A 15,515-nucleotide genomic window follows, 5' to 3' on the forward strand; every position below is an offset into this window, starting at 1 on the left:
TATGCATATGTACCTGTACAAGAAACTCGTCGCGGCGTGCCTGGCCGGTGTCGCGCTGGCCTGCAGCGCTCCCGCCCTGGCCGCTTATCCCGACGCCCCCATCACCTTCACCGTGCCCTTCCCGGCCGGCGGCGGTGTCGACCTGGTCGCGCGGCTCTATGCCCAGCACATCGGCCAAGCCACTGGCGCCAACATCGTGGTGGAAAACCGCGCCGGCGCCGGCGGAACCATAGGCGTGGGCATGACCGCGCGCGCGCCGGCCGATGGCTATCACATCGTGCTGGGCAGCCCCGGAAATATCAGCATCGCTCCCAGCGCGTACCGCAACCTGCCCTATAAGCCGCTCACCAACCTCAAGCCGATTGCCATGGGCGTGCAGATGCCCATCCTGTTGCTGACCCCTCCAGGCGCGCCCTTCACCAGCGTGGCGGATCTGATCACGTACGGCAAGGCCAACCCCGGCAAGCTCAGCTATGGCTCGGGCGGCGCCGGCACCTCGCAGCATCTGGCGGGCGCGATGTTCGCGCAGAAGGCCGGCATCGACGCCGTGCACATCCCCTACAAAGGTACCGCTCCGGTGCTCACCGACCTGATGGGCGGCCGCCTGGACTACACCTTCGGCGACACCTCCATGATCCCTTCGGTGAAAGCCGGCAAGCTAAAGCTGTTGGGCGTGGGCGGGGCCAAGCGCTCGACCCTGCTGCCCGACACACCCACCATTGCCGAAGCGGGGCTGCCAGGCTATGCCGCCACCAACTGGTACGGCTTCTTCGCGCCCGCCGGCACGCCCGACGCCGCCGTGGCGTGGCTGGCCAAGCAAATCCAGGCGGCGCTGGACGATCCCGCCTTCGCGCAACAGCTCAAGGCGCAATTGCTGGAAGCACCGCCGCCGGGAATGGACAGCGCCGCATTCACGAAATTCGTCGCGCAGGACATCGACCAGTGGGCCACGCTGATCAAGTCCATCGACCTGCATCTCGATTGATGTAACGCGTCCATCGCATCTATCGCAGCTACACCCGAACAAATACAGGAGCCAGATATGGGAATTATCGGAAACTTCCTTGCGGATCACGCGGGCCCAGCCCGCCAGACCAGCACACTCGCCGTCGGCAGCATGGCTTCGGGCATGGCGGTCGGCATGCCCTATGTCGCCGTGCGCGGCGCGCACCCAGGCAAGACGCTGTGGCTGCACGGCCAGGTCCATGGCGATGAAATCAACGGCATGGTGGCGGCGCTGCGCTTTGCCAACCAGCTGGATCCCGCGACGATGCACGGCAATGTCGTCGTCACGCCGACCGGCAACCCACAGGCGCTGGACAGCCGCCGCAAACGCAATCCCTATGACGACCTGGATCTCGACCAGTGCTATCCCGGCAACGCCGGAGGATTGATCTCGGAACGCCTGGCGCATGCCCTGTTCGCCGAAATCCGCGGCACGGCCAGTTTCGTCATCAACCTGCACACCATGAATCCACTGTTCAATTCCAAAGCCTATGCGGTGTACAAGCTGCATCCGGGCAGCGGGATCGAGGAGCAGGAACTTCTGCGTGCCATCGCGTTGTTCGAGCCCAACGTCGCGTGCCGCATGGACGTGGGTGGCAAGGGCGAACTCCCCGGCAATATCGCCGGCGCGCTCGACTATCAATGCCTGGCTGCGGGAATCCCCGCCTTCATGGTGGAACTGGGCGGCGGCAGCCGCTACGAAGCCCACAACGTGGCGCTGGCCGAACGCGGCTTTGCCCGTCTCGCCGGTCACCTCGGAATCTTGCCCGGCGGGGCCAACTACAGTGTACAGACCGTACGCCGCGTGACGCGGCGCGGCTGGATCACCTTCACACAAGGCGGTCTGTTCGTGCCTGAGGTTGAGGCCGGTGCTACCTTGAGGGCCGGCAGCGTGCTGGGTAAGTCGATGAACCTGCACGGCGAGCCGTTGGAATCCATCCGCTTGGCCAACGACGGAATCGTCATTGGCCTGCGTGGCGACCCTGTCATCCATACCGGCGAACGGGCCGCGTTCATTGCCCATGAGTGGGACGAATTCCCCCTGTGACCTGCCCCCAGACCTGTTCTACAAAGCGTTGCCAAGGCACTTCGCTCCTCTTTACGCTCTTGTAAGCTGCGTAGAGATTTCCCACCGTGATCTCCTGCAACTCATCCAAGGTGTACGGATGCCGCTTCATCGAGTTCTGATCACGCACGTCTCATCTCCGTCCTAAAGCCTCCGAAGCCTTCAGGGGGGCAAAAGGTGGGGCGAAATCTGCGACAAGCAAAAGGCCTTACAGAGCATTCTCTGTAAGGCCTTGATTTTATTGGTCGGGGCGGTGGGATTCGAACTCACGACCCTCTGCTCCCAAATTGGTTGCGCATGGAAGGGTGCGGACAACGCTGGAAAACTAACCCTTCAATTTCAACAGCTTACAGCGCACAAATTTCCATTATCATCCACCCACATCCGCCGCGATCCGCGACCGGGTGTACCTATGGGTGTACACAATATGGGAATAAGTGCATGACGCGTTACCCGAAAAAAGGCCGAGGTCACAAATGGACAATTCGGGAACTTGAATCCATACCGACTGCTTGGGCGAAAGACAGTATCGCAGACGGCGGAGGCCTGACTGGAGAAGTTCGTGTGTCGAATGGAGCTGCGGCGGTGGCATTCCGCTACGGATTCAAGTGGGAAGGGCGCAAGGCTTGGTACTACTGTGGCAACTGGCCGACTGTCGACTTGGCCACAATCCGAGAACGGCGTGACAACGCGCGGGAACTCGTCGCAAATGGCGTTGATCCTCGGCGCCAAAAAGTCGCCGATAAGATCGAGGCCCAACGCAAGGTCGACCAGCTAATAAGCGAAGAGAGCCAGCGCCGCGCCCAAGACCTAAAGTTCAAGGACCTATACGACGCCTGGATAGAAGAAGGGGTTCGCCGGTCTGACGACAATGCCGAACTGAAACGGATTTTTGGCAAGGACGTATTGCCGGTTATCGGCGATTCCGTCCTCCGGACTATGTCCGAGAGTGACATAAAGAAGGTCCTGCGCGAAGTGATTGGACGAGGCGCCAATCGTCTCGCAGTGATAATTTTCGGCGCTATAGGTCAAATGCTTGGATGGGCAGAGGACCGGCAGCCTTGGAGGCGTCTCCTCATCGAAGGAAACCCCGCAAAGCTCGTCGACCTTGATCTGTTGTTGGACGATGAGTACGACCCGGAAAATGTGCGTACACGAGTATTGCTAGACACCGAGATCGTGGAGCTGGCAAAACGATTCAGATTCGGCGAAAACGAGTACGAGCAGGCACCCAACAAACGTGTCGCTAAGTTACCGGTCGCAGCCGCGACCCAACATGCCGTGTGGATATGTCTGAGCACTCTTACACGGATCGGTGCATTGACAAAAGCCGAGAAGGCGCACGTCAACCTTCCTGAACAAACTTGGTTTATACCAAGGGAAAACTCGAAAGGACGCCGCCGGCAGAAGCAAGACCAGATCGTCCACCTTTCAGAATTCGCAGTGCGCCATTTCGAAGCCGCTATGGCACTCTCGGATTCGCGTTACGTCTTTCCAGCTCGAAACGGCCTCGGGCCCCTTTCTGGGCAGACTGTGACGAAGCAAATCGGAGACCGCCAGACACGATTCAAGGCCTCTGACCGAACGCCCCTCGCCGGTCGCCGTAACGACGACACCCTCGTCCTAGGTGATGGAGCGAATGGAAAATGGACGCCTCACGACTTGAGGCGGACGGGCGCGACGATCATGCAAGCTCAAGGGATCCCGGAGAACATCATTGACCGCTGTCAGGGTCACGTCGCCCACACAGGAAGAAACAAGATTCGGCGCCACTACCAGCTTTATGAATTTGCCGACGAAAAGCGCGCCGCGTGGCAAAAACTCGGCGAATATCTGGAGCAGCTTTTACCTTTGGATCTGACTCTCCCAAAGACGCGTATCGAAAAATCGCCGAAAAAGGGACGATCCGCGAAACAGTAGCCCGACTGGCGGCATTGCCAAACACCGCCTGTCCTGTGGTTTCGGGGCTGATGCACTCCAAGGCGTGCGGCTTGACCATCAGCCTCTTGTCCAAACTGAGCGCCCAATCAATTTGATTGCGGCCGTCTCACTCCCCACTTCCGTACCTACCTTTCGGAACGCGCCCGCCGATCACGCCGGGCGACCCCCCATAAAGCTCAATCAAGGATCCCCGCATGGCCTATCCGCCCGCGGCCCGCAGTGCGGCCGCATCTTTTGAATTTCCATCCACGGCGCGGGCAGCCCGGCACGCCGCCCGGACTTGGTTCGAATCCGCGCCGAATCTGCCACCGGCGCAATACCGCGATCAGCAATTTCGCGAGCACTGCGCGGACAAGACGGACTCGCCCCTCGAACGAAGAATCCGGCGGGACGCCTTCAAACAGGCGTTCGCCCAGGCCATAGGCCACATCGTGGTAGAGGAGGCCCGGCTTCATGCGCTCCCTGCTTGAACGCCCGATTACGTTTCGACTGTCCGACGCCGCTCGCCGGCGGTACGAGCAGGCCGCTGCGGAACGAGGTATGACGCTTTCCGCGTATCTGCGGGATAGGCTCGAAATCGACGACCAGGTCGCCGAACATGTCTCGCAACTGCGCCTCACCCTGCTGGACGGCGGTGTTGGGGGGCAACCCGGCGAGTCTCTACTGCCCCTTTTGGTGGAAATGCTGTTGCTCACACGGAGGATTACCTCCCCGGGAGACCTCCGCGCCGTTCACCTAGAACTGGACCGTCAAGGCGTCACGCCCTGGACTGCCCCGTAACCCCTGAAAACCCTTCGGTCTATGAAAACTGCTTACGCTGCCTTCCGCCTGTTCTTACTTTCGATCTTCCTTCTGCCACAGACCGTACTGGCGGAGCCTGTACTGGATTTGCCTACGATCCTCCCACGTCCGGCGGACCTTGTTCGTCGTCCTATTCCCCCATTGCCTCCTCTTCCGCAGCGCATAGGAGAGAACCTCGACCGCGATACTTGGTCCTCGGCCGACGGATTGGATTGGGGCATCAAGATTGCTGAAGATGACGACGACTATGTCGTGATGTACCTATCGTCGTCGGCATGTGAACGCTGGCAGCGAGAAGGCAAGCGGTTGAAATTGCGGACTCTATATATAAACGGAGAGTCGACGGAGACGGCCGCGTGTCGCCCCGGCGTCAACAAGGCTCAGTACATGAGCCCCCCGCTGGACGCGAAGGACTCTGAGGCAATCTTGTTCAAAAGCCGCCCCGCGCCTTAGCGCAAGCTGAGCGGCTCCTGTCGCCAGGCCTCGTCTGTTCGCTGCCAATTCGGCATCGCTTCTTGGCAGGCGCGACCATCCCCTTCCCGGCGAACTCGCCAAGCTCCCTACGGAGTATTCCCAATGCAAGCTTTCCATTTGGCGGCCGTGTTCTCGGCGGCCTGCCTCCTTTCGGCCTGCGGATTCGTTCCGCCTGCGCCTCCGACACCTCCGGACTCCGGACGAATCCTCATCAACCACGCGGATCCGCGCACCGTTCTACCGGGTAAATCGCCGACAGCCCTGGCCTCGGCAGACATTCCCCCAATTCCCGTGCCTGAAGCGCCGCCCAAGCTTGAAAGCCCCACACCCGTGGGCAGCACGCCATCGCCGGCCACTACAGGCGCAACGCCTGCAACGCCCAGCGCCAGCTCCACCGCGCCGGTAGCGGCAAGCGAAGCGATCGCGCCACCAACCGCTGCCGACGCAAGTCCACAGCAGATCGCTGCGGCGCCCGGCCCGGTCCTCACCGTGGAGGTCGCTTCGACGGAGCCTGTTGCAGAACCGGAAGTCGTGGAACCGCCTAAGCAGATTTGGCGGATCAGCCCGCAAGACGGGACGGTCCGTCAAGCGCTCGCGCGCTGGGCGTCGGACGCCAACTGGACCTTCGGGCCGGATCAGTGGGAACTGAATTTCGACATACCGATACAGGCTCCGGCCGAATTCGAGGTGGCTTCCTTCCAGGAGGCCACCCAGGCGCTGTCCCAGGCGGTCGCGATGAGCGAATCGCCCATCCGCCCTTGCTTCTACGGCAACCGCGTCCTGCGCATGTTGCCCTTCACCCGCAGCTGCAACCGATCCCCCGCCACGCAATCCTAGCCGTGGCGTTGACCAGGAAATCCAATGAATGCTTACCGTACCGCACTGACGGCGGTCATGCTGGCTGCCCTCGCTGGCTGCTCGGCCCTGCAGGCAACCGACCGAGTCGAATCCCGCGCAGCCCTCCGTCAAGCCGACGGCACCCTCGCGCTGGACCACTTCAAGCTCAAAGCCGGTGACATCGACCGCGCAAAGGGCCAGGTCGTTGAGCTGCCATGGATCGCCGGCCGACCGCAGCCGCTGGCCCGCGAAGTCACCCTCCCGCCGGCGCTCCGCGCAAACGTCAATACGACGCTGCTCTTTGAGAACAACTCCGCCGATCTCAAGACACTGGCAGACAGGATCCAAATCGCCACCGGCATCCTGACGCAGGTCACTGCCGACGCCCTGCTCCCCGCGGAATACTTCTTGCCGCGCCTGGCCGGCGATCTTGGCACGGTAAACCCGCTAAACCTGGGAGCCAGCACCGCTGACACGCTGGTCCCGGCCCTCATCCCCGGCGCGGCGGTAGATCGCATTGCAGGTCCGACGTTGCCTACAGGGGTGGCTCGTACAAAGATGACGCCCCTGCCAGCCGGCCAGGCCCCGCTCGCCTCAGTCCTGGACGCCATCGCATTGCGGCTGGGCGTGTATTGGCGCTACGACGACAAGATCGGCGCACTGCGCTTTTACCGGACGGAGACCAAGAGTTACGTCGTACGCACGCCCACCCAGGCAGCCGAAGAAAACCTGCAGCGCGATATCAAGTCGGCCAACTCGATGCTGGCAGACAGAAACAGTGCGGGCACAAAGGACGAAGCGCGCGAGCTGGCGGCGGTCGTCAGCAAGGTCAGCCAGTTCCTTAGCCGCGCCGGCGTGATCAAGGCGGCAGACGGCGCGTCGAACACGATCGTGGTGACGGACACCAAGGAAGCGCAGGACCGGATTGGCGAATTCCTCGATGCCGAGAATCGTCAGATGACCCGTCGCGTGCGCCTGGTCTTCGAAGAAATCACGGTGCAGAGCGACCGGATCAACCAGGGAAGCGTGGACTGGGGCATCCTGTTCAACAGCCTCGGGCGCCAAAACACGGCCTCTGCGATTGGTGTCGCACCGATGCTGGACGCAGCCAAGGCCGCCGGCAGCGTGGGCGCCACGGTCGGAAGCGGCCCGTTCGCAGGTACCAACCTTGCACTGTCAGCGCTCTCGCAATTGGGCTCGATCATCGACCACAAGAGCATCCCGCTCTTGATGCAAAACCGCCGCCCGGGCAAGTACGACACGCGGCGCACCTTCGACTACATCAAGGATCTGCAGCAGACGCAAAGCACATCCGACACCTCGTCCCCCACCGTGACGGTCACGCAGGACACAAAGACCGTCGGTACGTTCCTCACCGTGGTGCCCGATGCGCAAGACGACGGCCAGGTGCTCTTGACCATTGCCTACGACGACAGCCGGCTCATCGAAATGAAGAAAGAGCCAGTTGGGTCCCGCGATGATCAGTCCTTCGTCCAGCAGACCGATATCGGCGGTCAGGGCCGGGTGCAGCAGGTGATGGTCCGCCCTGGTGAACAAGTTGTCATTGGCGGCTACCAGCAGTCCGCAGACAGCTCCACGCGGCGGCGCCTGGATGACAAGGCGCCGATGCTCGCTGGCGGGTCGGATGCTTCGCAAGAGAAGCAGATGCTAACGGTCGTGCTGGTAACGGCCATTCCCGAAGAAGGATTCTGACGTGGCAAGACGTGAGAAGACCCCGCGGCGGCTGAGTTATCGGCTCGTCGCCATCCCCGGCACATCGAATCAGCTCGTCCTTGGCATTCGCTGGCAGACGGTCCTAGGTGAGGATCTGCCGAAAGAAGCGCTGCGCCTGGCACGCAAAGTGAAGGCCACGCACTTTGTTCACAGTGATGCCCGAAGCCCTTCCGTGGGGCTTCTCGTCGCCAAAGGCAAGGAGCGCCGCGCAAAAACACGCGCCAGTCTGTTCTCGGCGGCGTCAGCGTTTGCACAGATGCACCGCCACGGCACGCACATCGTGGCGCTCAATCTTCCGGACAAATCCGTATGGATCGCCGTCATTGTCGCCGGTGTGGTCCAGGCCGGCGGCGACACGGTCTTTGCAGATGCCCAGGCAGCTCAACGCGCCCTGGACGAGGCGCTGGCGCGCTACGGCGAGGCGCAACTGCACGGAGACCGCACGCAATCGAGACCGTTCTCCCTGCAACAGCTCGCCGCTCATACGAACCAGCAGTCGTCCCTGCGCAGGGCCGGTTTCAGTCTCGCGATGATCTCGCCCTTCTGGTGGACCATCCTTGGCCTATTCCTGGTGTACGAGGCGTGGGACATCAGCATGGGCCTCTGGGATGATCGACAGGCACGAATTGCCCAGGAAATGCTGGCTGCGCAGCCCGAGATTGACCCAGCCACGCTGTGGAAAAAGGCCATTACGGCCTGGGCAAAGACTGCTCGGACACTCGGCGAGCCGGGGCTAACGCCGCTGCTCCAACAAGTGGAGTCCGTGCCGACCGAGCCCGGCCGCTGGAATCTCATCGAGGTGGACTGCCGACCGCAGGCACGCAGCTGCTCGGCGAAGTACCAGCGCACGCGGCTCGCGGACAATCGCACCCTGCATGCGGCCTTGCCGTCGACCTGGAAGATCGACCATCCCGATCTGGAAACGGCAAACGCCTCCTGGACCATCCCTGGCGCGCTGGCGTCGCAGACCCTGGTGCTTGCAGACTTGCCCGACGCAAAGGCGATGCGGCAGGCCTGGGAGCCGTCCTGGCAGGCGTTGCGCCCGGCGCTGCAAGACCTGTCGTTGTCGCCGCCGGGACAAGTGGCGATCACGGTGCCAAACATCAAGCTATCGAACGGGCTGGAACAACCTGTGGTCAGGCCCAAAGAAATCAAGCTTCCGGCAACGCGCGCGCTCGTTATCAATGCGCCGCTGCGATCGCTATATGGCCTGGCGCTACCGCGAACCACCGAAGTCACGCAACTGCAGATGCGCTTTATGCCGGACACAAGCCCCGGCCTCACGACCAGCGCATTCGTGACAACGCTCAAAGGAACCATCTATGTTGAATCGCAATGAACGTAAGTGGCGAAGCCAATTCATCGCCGCCGTCACCACGGCGGTCACTCTATCAATTCCCCTATCTGTGTCGGCGCAGATTCCAGTCTTCGGCGTAGATGCCGTCAACATAGCCCTGCCGATTCCACGGACCGTACAAGAGCTCCTGGAGCTTGATGCCCAACGCGCACTCGAGGAGGAAAAGCGCAAGGCGCAATCCGCAAATGGCGGAGGTGCGCAGCTAGCCGCTTCCGGCGCGCCTGCCGCCCAGCCCGCCAAGCCAAGCTCTGAGTCCGCACCCGTTGTCGCCCCGCCTCGGCTTCTCGCCATCACCGGCGTGGGCAAACAGTTGACGGTGATGGTCGACCAGGCAGGTCGCAGGGCGCATTACCGCACAGGCCAAGCCGAGCCGGTGGCTGGCGCCGATCTCGGGCTGCGCCTGCAGGCCGTTTCGCAGCCTTGCGCAAGCTTCGTTGACCAGTCGCAGGATGTGGTCACCTATTGCCTCAACCGGGGAACGCCATGATTTCACGCCTCCTTCAATGGGTTCGGCGGCTCAAACGCACGGTGCATGTCAGCCTGCGCGAACAAGACGAGATGCCGGTCCTGGACATGCACGCAGCGACGTCGGCAATCTCCACCACTGCCGCCCACCAGCACATCGATTCATTCGCGGACATTGCCCAAATGCACCCGGCGTTCAGGACGCTCAAGGTCGATTGGTGCGGTTCGACATCGGCAGTCACCGCGTGCGTGGCCGAGCTCGAGGGACCTCGCTATGTGGTGTTCGTCAAGCCGCGCGAAATCGACTCGGACATTTTTCGCGCCGTTGAGCAGCGTGCCGCCGACGCGGCAAAAGGGCCGGTCCAGATCTATACGATCAACCCGGTCATTCTGCTGACCCTAGTCCGAGAGCGGATGCAGGGCCAAGACGTGATCCAGCGAAGCACGCGCATTCGCGGCCAGAACGAAAGATCTGCGGTCCGCCAAGGGTTCTACGACATCGTGTCCTGGGCGGTTCGCAACGACGCGAGCGATCTGCATCTGAATATCGACACGACTGCGGCGACTTCGCGCATCAGTGCCACCATCGACGGCCAGTACACCACGCCCGAGCAGTTGGCGATGCCCACGCAGCAGCTCGTTGACATGGCCAGCGTCGCTTGGCTGGATGTCAGTGGCGGCAGTGGCCTATTCCTTGACATGGCCAACGAACAACAGGGACGCCTCTACGAGGTGGTGGACGAGCGCAGCTACATGCTTCGCTGGGGTTCATTCATTGCAGACAAGGGGCCGTCCATCACACTGCGCTTACTCGACGTTGACTCCAAGGTGCAAAAGGTTGACATGGCAGACCTTGGCTACCTCCCGTCGCAAATCGCGCAATTTGAGCGTGCGACGCGCAGCATGGGTGGCGCCATTGCGATGGGCGGCATACCTGGCTCCGGCAAGACAGTGAGCATCGCCCAACTAATCGTGCGCCTGCCAAGAACGCGCAAGACCATGTCCATCGAAGACCCGGTGGAACTCATCTTGGAAGCGGTGCTGCAGGCGAGCCTCTCACGGTCCCTCGATGGTTCGGATCGCGACACCATGAAGTCCAAACTCATGGCTCTGAAGCGTGCTGCAGCCAGCGACGTATTCCTTGGTGAGATTCGCGATGTCCTCACGGGTGCGGCGTTTCAAGACATCGTGCTATCGGGAAGCAACCTTTACTGCACGACGCACGTGGGCAGTGCCCTCGCCATTCCACAGCGCTTTTCCTCGAGCGAGATCGGGATACCACGCGGCACGCTGGGCACGCCTGGCGTGTTAAAGCTGCTTGTTCACCAGTCCCTGATGCCCAAGCTGTGCAGTTGCGCCCTGCCTGCTGTGGCGCTTTTGGACGGTGCCGAGGACCGGATGGGCGTCAAACGGGATAGGACAACCTGGCAGCGGTATTTGGCCGACATCGAGACCCTTTACGACATCGGCTCCGAGCCGATCAAGGTCAGGAATCCGGAGGGCTGCGAACACTGCCGCAAAAAGGGCATCCCGGAACTCTTCGGCTACGCGAGGCGGACTGCGGTAGCAGAACTTTTCGAACCCTCCAGCGACCCGGACGCACTTCGCGCCATTACGAGCGGCGACGAGATCCGCCTAAGAGAGATCTTCGCCAGCCAGCGCACCGCCCGGTATGACGAGCCCGACATGCAAGGCAAATCCACCATGGAATGCGCCGTCTACAAGATGAGCCAAGGCATGATTGATCCGCGGGACATTGAGCCCCACTTCACGGCGTACGCGACACTTTTGCGCCAAAGGAAAAAGGGATGAAGATCCCCTTCTACTTCACGCGGGTAGGCCAGGCCGCTAAGAAGTTCGCGCGTGCCCGCGCGGACTGGTATGAATACTTGGCGGACATGACGGAGGACACCCAGGGGCGCCGGACATTTCTCAGCATTCTCGACGCCGACGCACAGCGCTACGGAAGGAGTGCCCGTGGAGTCCTGTCCGCATACTGGGCGCATCGCATTGTCGAAACCGGCGAGCTGGGCACTACCTTGCACCGGACCCTTCCTCAGCGAGAGGTTGCGGAATTTGTTTCCCTGCAAACTCAAGGTCAGGCGGTTTTCGCGGGAGGGCTCCGCGACATGGCCGCAGTCGTACGTCTGACGGCAAAGCTGCGAGGCATCCTTGTCGGAACGCTGGCAGTGGCTGCACTGATGCTGTTCTTAGTGTGGGCCATGGTGATGCTCGCCGTTCCCTACGTCACTGCGCCAATGCTGCAGGATGCAATGCCAGACATACGGTTTGAACTGCTCAGTCCATCCACGCAGGCATTCTTCGACTTGGCACATTGGATCCGGGACAAGGGTTTCCGCCTCTGGCTGGTGTCAATAGCCTTCGGCGTTGCCGTCCATTTCTCATTTCCCTACATGGACAACGCACTGCGCCGGTGGCTCGATAAGTGGGGGCCCTACCGCCTCTACCGCGACGTGCAAGCCATCGCCGTAGTGAGCACGGCAGCAACGGCTGTAAAGCCACGAGCCGGCAAGGTCATGCAAATCCGGCACGCGATCGAACTGCAGCTACCTGGATCGACGCGCTGGCTTACCCGTCGACTGCAGGCTGTCCAAAATCGGCTCGACGAGGCGAAAAAAGGAGCAGAAATCTTCGACGTCGGGCTGCTGGACAGAGAGATTTACTGGTACCTCGAAGACCTCACCAACACGCGCGGCCTAGACACGGCGCTGCAAATGACCCGGGCGCGCATGGAGACCACCATCCTCAAGCGCGTGGAAGGCCGTGCCAAGGCCCTTCGATGGGTGGCACTTCTTGGCGCTGTCCTGGTCATGGCAGGTCTCTTCTTTTGGCACCAAAGCGTGATCATGGACATGCGAAACGCAATCATGATCGACGCCATGTCGTGAAGAACGAAAGGCAGTCGCCTGGCGATTCACACAAACTCAATCGGATAAATCGGAACCCATAATGCAACAACAGAACACAGCAAATCGCCGCGCCATTCAGCGCACTGCGTCCAATAACCTGCGTCGTCAAGGCGGTTGGACCTTAATCGAGGTCGGCGCGGTAATCGCTATCGTGATCTTCCTTGTGGTAGTTAACTATCCGTCCATCAAGGGGTACTTCATTCAAGGCCGGGTGCCTGCAGCAGCTGGTGAGCTGCAGCGCTTCATGTCCACGGCCAGGATCATGGGTGAAGGCGACACTGCAACGCCGTACGCATCCATCAACAACGCGCAGAACCTGGCACCTTCAATGCGCGAATCCACTGTATTCAAGGTGACGGGCAGTACGGTGGCGCATCGGCTGGGCGGCACGGGAGTCGGTTCGAACGGCACTATCACCATCGCCCCGGCTGCGCTGGGCGGTGGCGCATCCGGAAGTGCCTTGTCCCTGACCGTCACGAACGTGAACCACCGCGCGTGCCCCGTTCTCGCTTCCATCATGAACGGCGTCTCCGAGATGATCAGCGTTAATGGCACAGTCGCGAAGACGCTGGGAGCGAACAACGAATCGGGTTCCTTCAACGCAGTGACCGCTCAAGATCTCTGCGTGAACGGTGACAACAACACGTTCGTCTTCGCCACCCGCTGATCGCCCGAGAACGGGTCAGGGCGTGTCAGCAGCACGCCCGATAGGGCTTCCGAAGGAAACGAACCCATGAAACTATCCCAAACACGGGTGCGCCGAAAAGCGCACTCGCAAGCGGGCTTCACCTTGGTGGAGGTCATGGTCGCCGTGGCGATCGTCACGCTCCTGGCCGTACTTGCCGCCCGAGACCTCAGACGCCAGGGCGACGAGAGCGCTGCCGAAGCCACCGGTCGGTATCTGATGCAAGTTCGCGGCGCAGTCGTCGACCTGCAGCTAAAGCACGAGGCGTGGCTGCGTGGCGAAGACCTGACCGGGTTGCCCGCCGGTTCGTATCCCCCGCCTCCGGCTTTGACCTGGGCCAGCGTGGCCGGCGCGCAGGTCGCGCGGGGCGGCATGGCCGACCTAACGGCGTTGGGGCTGCTGCCAGCGACCATCCCGCGATATCCTGCCTTGGGCGACGTAGCACGGTTCATCCTGGTCCGCCAAGGTGCCTGCCCAGGCGATGAATGCCGGACGAGCGCCTTCGTCTACGCCTGCCATCCCATCAGCGCAGTGCGCAGCCTGCGGCAGAACGGCGAATGCACACCGCCTACAGTAAACCGCAGCGTTTACGACCAAACCCTCTTGAGCAAAGTGGTCCTGGCTGCTGATGGCTACGGTGGCCACGACGCGCGCGGGTCGAGCAATGTGCGCGGTCCACTGATGGATATTCCGCGTGCCTGGTTTGATTTCGGTACGCAACCGGGGCATGCGGTCATCGCTGCAAGTCTGGACGCCACTCCCTTCGGCCAGTTTGTCCGCCACGGAGAAACCAGACCAGTCACGCTCAACAACACCCTGACGGTGGCCGGCGCGATTCAGACCAATACGGGCCTACTGCTCAACACGGCCGTTGCACCTGGCTCGGCGTGCACGCCGGAAGGGTTATACGCGTCTACCGCAACCAAGCTGCTTGCCGTTTGCACCGGTGGCGTGTGGTTCGCCCAAACCGGCCACGTAATCACGGGCACATACGGCGATCTTCCCAATGACGCTGCAATCCCCGCTGTCACATGCCCGGCAGGGCTGTCACCCTGGCGGCATGTCGCGCTACAGGCGGTCGACGCTACGGCACGCGGCGGAGACATCAACATCGGTGGCGCGATCGGCGGCAGCATTCAAGGCTCTGGCTACGTCAATGCCGCCGGCGCCGTGTCGGTCGGCGGTTCCTTCAGTGGCTCATTTCAGAACTCTGGAAATAGCTACGTCCGCATGGCGCAGCGCGCCAGCCTCGCCGGTGACCGCGTCGTGATTTCACCCCCAGACATGGGCGCCCGCGCCTCGGTGATCCAAGGCTGCAAGAACTAGCTCCTCCAGCAGGTCTTTCCCCAGGCCGCATATCGAGCGGCAAATCTATCGGAGATATCCATGTTCCTTCCCTCCACGCGAGGACAGGGCCGGGCTTTGCTCGCCCTGCTGTTCGCACTGCTCCTGCCCACGGTCAGCCAGGCTTCCACCGCGAAGCAGGCAGACGTTCAGTTGCAGACCGATCTGAATACGATGGTCGTCCGTGTCGATCAAGGTGCGCCGCTACCGCCTGGCGGCTGCGTCGGTGGCTATGCGTGGCACACGACCTACGGCGGGTGCCGAATCGCGCAGACGCAGGCCGAGTATTCGCAGTGCCCTGCCGGGTACACCGGCAGTCAGGTCCGCTATCGGACCTACTACGTTCTGCAAGCCAACGCGAACGATGTGGCCTACGAAGGATGGGGGCCGTGGCAAGACGGTTGCACAGCATCCCGCGCCGGCGGCGTCCTCGATGTCGTGATCGCGAAAGCCCGTGGCAACGAGACGGGCGAGACGTTCGACAACAGTTTGGGCGGAACGATAGCCGCACAGATGCAGGTCAACTACGGCACGATGTTCGGCGCCACCATCTATCGCCCCACCGCCGAGCTGAACTGCATCCACGCTTCAGGCACGACGTCGGGGGACACCGCGCGGGTCTGGATGGGCCAGCTGATGCCGCCCGGCACTTCAGTGACCAAGGGCGTGTCCGGCTACTGCCAGCTCTCTAACGGCAACCGGACCGCCACCTTGTTCGGCAGCTGCGACACAGGAAGCGGTGGTGACGCTGACGTCTGCCAGGGCGCGACACGCGTGGTCAATATCACGGCTGTTAGCGGCTGCACGGTGACAACCGAGACTCGCTTGCGCGGCCAGCTCATCGATGTCGGCAACTACGGCATCTGCAACTAACTA

The 15,515-nt window shown here is 61.8% G+C and carries 14 protein-coding genes; all 14 read left to right on the top strand.

Going from position 1 to position 15,515, the window contains the following annotated elements; translation table 11 throughout:
* Nucleotides 1-7: 7 nt before the first annotated feature.
* The 14 genes from CQ050_RS17130 to CQ050_RS17200 all read left to right on the top strand — a co-directional run bounded on the left by CQ050_RS17130 (nt 8) and on the right by CQ050_RS17200 (nt 15,512).
* Entirely contained in the window at nt 8-985 is a 978-nt protein-coding gene (locus tag CQ050_RS17130) for a tripartite tricarboxylate transporter substrate binding protein (RefSeq protein WP_158266054.1), read from the top strand.
* Between the two features lie 57 nt (nt 986-1,042).
* Complete coding sequence (locus CQ050_RS17135; RefSeq protein WP_105558031.1) at nt 1,043-2,053, top strand: M14 family metallopeptidase; 1,011 nt, start codon at nt 1,043-1,045, stop codon at nt 2,051-2,053.
* A 459-nt stretch (nt 2,054-2,512) separates the two neighbouring features.
* Nucleotides 2,513-3,991, top strand: coding sequence for an integrase arm-type DNA-binding domain-containing protein (locus CQ050_RS17140; RefSeq protein WP_158266055.1), 1,479 nt, complete (start codon nt 2,513-2,515; stop codon nt 3,989-3,991).
* A 215-nt stretch (nt 3,992-4,206) separates the two neighbouring features.
* Nucleotides 4,207-4,482: a hypothetical protein gene (locus CQ050_RS17145; RefSeq protein ID WP_105558033.1), complete on the top strand. Its 276-nt coding sequence runs from the start codon at nt 4,207-4,209 to the stop codon at nt 4,480-4,482.
* Nucleotides 4,466-4,792, top strand: coding sequence for a hypothetical protein (locus tag CQ050_RS17150; RefSeq protein ID WP_050445763.1), 327 nt, complete (start codon nt 4,466-4,468; stop codon nt 4,790-4,792). Before CQ050_RS17145 ends, CQ050_RS17150 begins: the two co-directional genes overlap by 17 nt.
* Nucleotides 4,793-5,389: 597 nt before the next feature.
* Nucleotides 5,390-6,124: a toxin co-regulated pilus biosynthesis Q family protein gene (locus tag CQ050_RS17160; protein WP_105558035.1), complete on the top strand. Its 735-nt coding sequence runs from the start codon at nt 5,390-5,392 to the stop codon at nt 6,122-6,124.
* Nucleotides 6,125-6,148: 24 nt separating this feature from the next.
* Complete coding sequence (locus tag CQ050_RS17165) at nt 6,149-7,837, top strand: type II secretion system protein GspD (RefSeq protein WP_105558036.1); 1,689 nt, start codon at nt 6,149-6,151, stop codon at nt 7,835-7,837.
* Between the two features lies 1 nt (nt 7,838).
* Nucleotides 7,839-9,197, top strand: coding sequence for a hypothetical protein (locus CQ050_RS17170; protein ID WP_105558037.1), 1,359 nt, complete (start codon nt 7,839-7,841; stop codon nt 9,195-9,197).
* Complete coding sequence (locus CQ050_RS17175) at nt 9,181-9,702, top strand: hypothetical protein (RefSeq protein WP_146121040.1); 522 nt, start codon at nt 9,181-9,183, stop codon at nt 9,700-9,702. Before CQ050_RS17170 ends, CQ050_RS17175 begins: the two co-directional genes overlap by 17 nt.
* A complete protein-coding gene (locus CQ050_RS17180) occupies nt 9,699-11,492 on the top strand; it encodes an ATPase, T2SS/T4P/T4SS family (protein WP_105558039.1) in 1,794 nt (597 codons plus the stop codon). Before CQ050_RS17175 ends, CQ050_RS17180 begins: the two co-directional genes overlap by 4 nt.
* A complete protein-coding gene (locus CQ050_RS17185; protein WP_105558040.1) occupies nt 11,489-12,589 on the top strand; it encodes a hypothetical protein in 1,101 nt (366 codons plus the stop codon). Before CQ050_RS17180 ends, CQ050_RS17185 begins: the two co-directional genes overlap by 4 nt.
* Nucleotides 12,590-12,650: 61 nt before the next feature.
* The gene (locus tag CQ050_RS17190) at nt 12,651-13,277 is read left to right on the top strand and encodes a prepilin-type N-terminal cleavage/methylation domain-containing protein (RefSeq protein WP_105558041.1); all 627 of its coding nucleotides are present in this window, start codon (nt 12,651-12,653) and stop codon (nt 13,275-13,277) included.
* 66 nt (nt 13,278-13,343) lie between these two features.
* A complete protein-coding gene (locus tag CQ050_RS17195; protein ID WP_105558042.1) occupies nt 13,344-14,621 on the top strand; it encodes a type II secretion system protein in 1,278 nt (425 codons plus the stop codon).
* Between the two features lie 60 nt (nt 14,622-14,681).
* The gene (locus CQ050_RS17200) at nt 14,682-15,512 is read left to right on the top strand and encodes a hypothetical protein (protein ID WP_105558043.1); all 831 of its coding nucleotides are present in this window, start codon (nt 14,682-14,684) and stop codon (nt 15,510-15,512) included.
* Nucleotides 15,513-15,515 lie beyond the last annotated feature (3 nt).

The sequence above is a fragment of the Achromobacter sp. MYb9 genome (genome assembly GCF_002975275.1).
Classification (GTDB): domain Bacteria; phylum Pseudomonadota; class Gammaproteobacteria; order Burkholderiales; family Burkholderiaceae_B; genus Achromobacter.

Excerpts from the sequence above, each read along its gene's own strand:
- CQ050_RS17140 (WP_158266055.1), top strand. The coding sequence starts at position 2,513 with ATGACGCGTTACCCGAAAAAAGGCCGAGGTCACAAATGGACAATTCGG.
- CQ050_RS17130 (WP_158266054.1), top strand. The coding sequence starts at position 8 with ATGTACCTGTACAAGAAACTCGTCGCGGCGTGCCTGGCCGGTGTCGCG.
- CQ050_RS17165 (WP_105558036.1), top strand. The coding sequence starts at position 6,149 with ATGAATGCTTACCGTACCGCACTGACGGCGGTCATGCTGGCTGCCCTC.
- CQ050_RS17190 (WP_105558041.1), top strand. The coding sequence starts at position 12,651 with ATGCAACAACAGAACACAGCAAATCGCCGCGCCATTCAGCGCACTGCG.
- CQ050_RS17195 (WP_105558042.1), top strand. The coding sequence starts at position 13,344 with ATGAAACTATCCCAAACACGGGTGCGCCGAAAAGCGCACTCGCAAGCG.
- CQ050_RS17160 (WP_105558035.1), top strand. The coding sequence starts at position 5,390 with ATGCAAGCTTTCCATTTGGCGGCCGTGTTCTCGGCGGCCTGCCTCCTT.
- CQ050_RS17180 (WP_105558039.1), top strand. The coding sequence starts at position 9,699 with ATGATTTCACGCCTCCTTCAATGGGTTCGGCGGCTCAAACGCACGGTG.
- CQ050_RS17150 (WP_050445763.1), top strand. The coding sequence starts at position 4,466 with ATGCGCTCCCTGCTTGAACGCCCGATTACGTTTCGACTGTCCGACGCC.
- CQ050_RS17145 (WP_105558033.1), top strand. The coding sequence starts at position 4,207 with ATGGCCTATCCGCCCGCGGCCCGCAGTGCGGCCGCATCTTTTGAATTT.
- CQ050_RS17185 (WP_105558040.1), top strand. The coding sequence starts at position 11,489 with ATGAAGATCCCCTTCTACTTCACGCGGGTAGGCCAGGCCGCTAAGAAG.
- CQ050_RS17175 (WP_146121040.1), top strand. The coding sequence starts at position 9,181 with ATGTTGAATCGCAATGAACGTAAGTGGCGAAGCCAATTCATCGCCGCC.
- CQ050_RS17135 (WP_105558031.1), top strand. The coding sequence starts at position 1,043 with ATGGGAATTATCGGAAACTTCCTTGCGGATCACGCGGGCCCAGCCCGC.
- CQ050_RS17200 (WP_105558043.1), top strand. The coding sequence starts at position 14,682 with ATGTTCCTTCCCTCCACGCGAGGACAGGGCCGGGCTTTGCTCGCCCTG.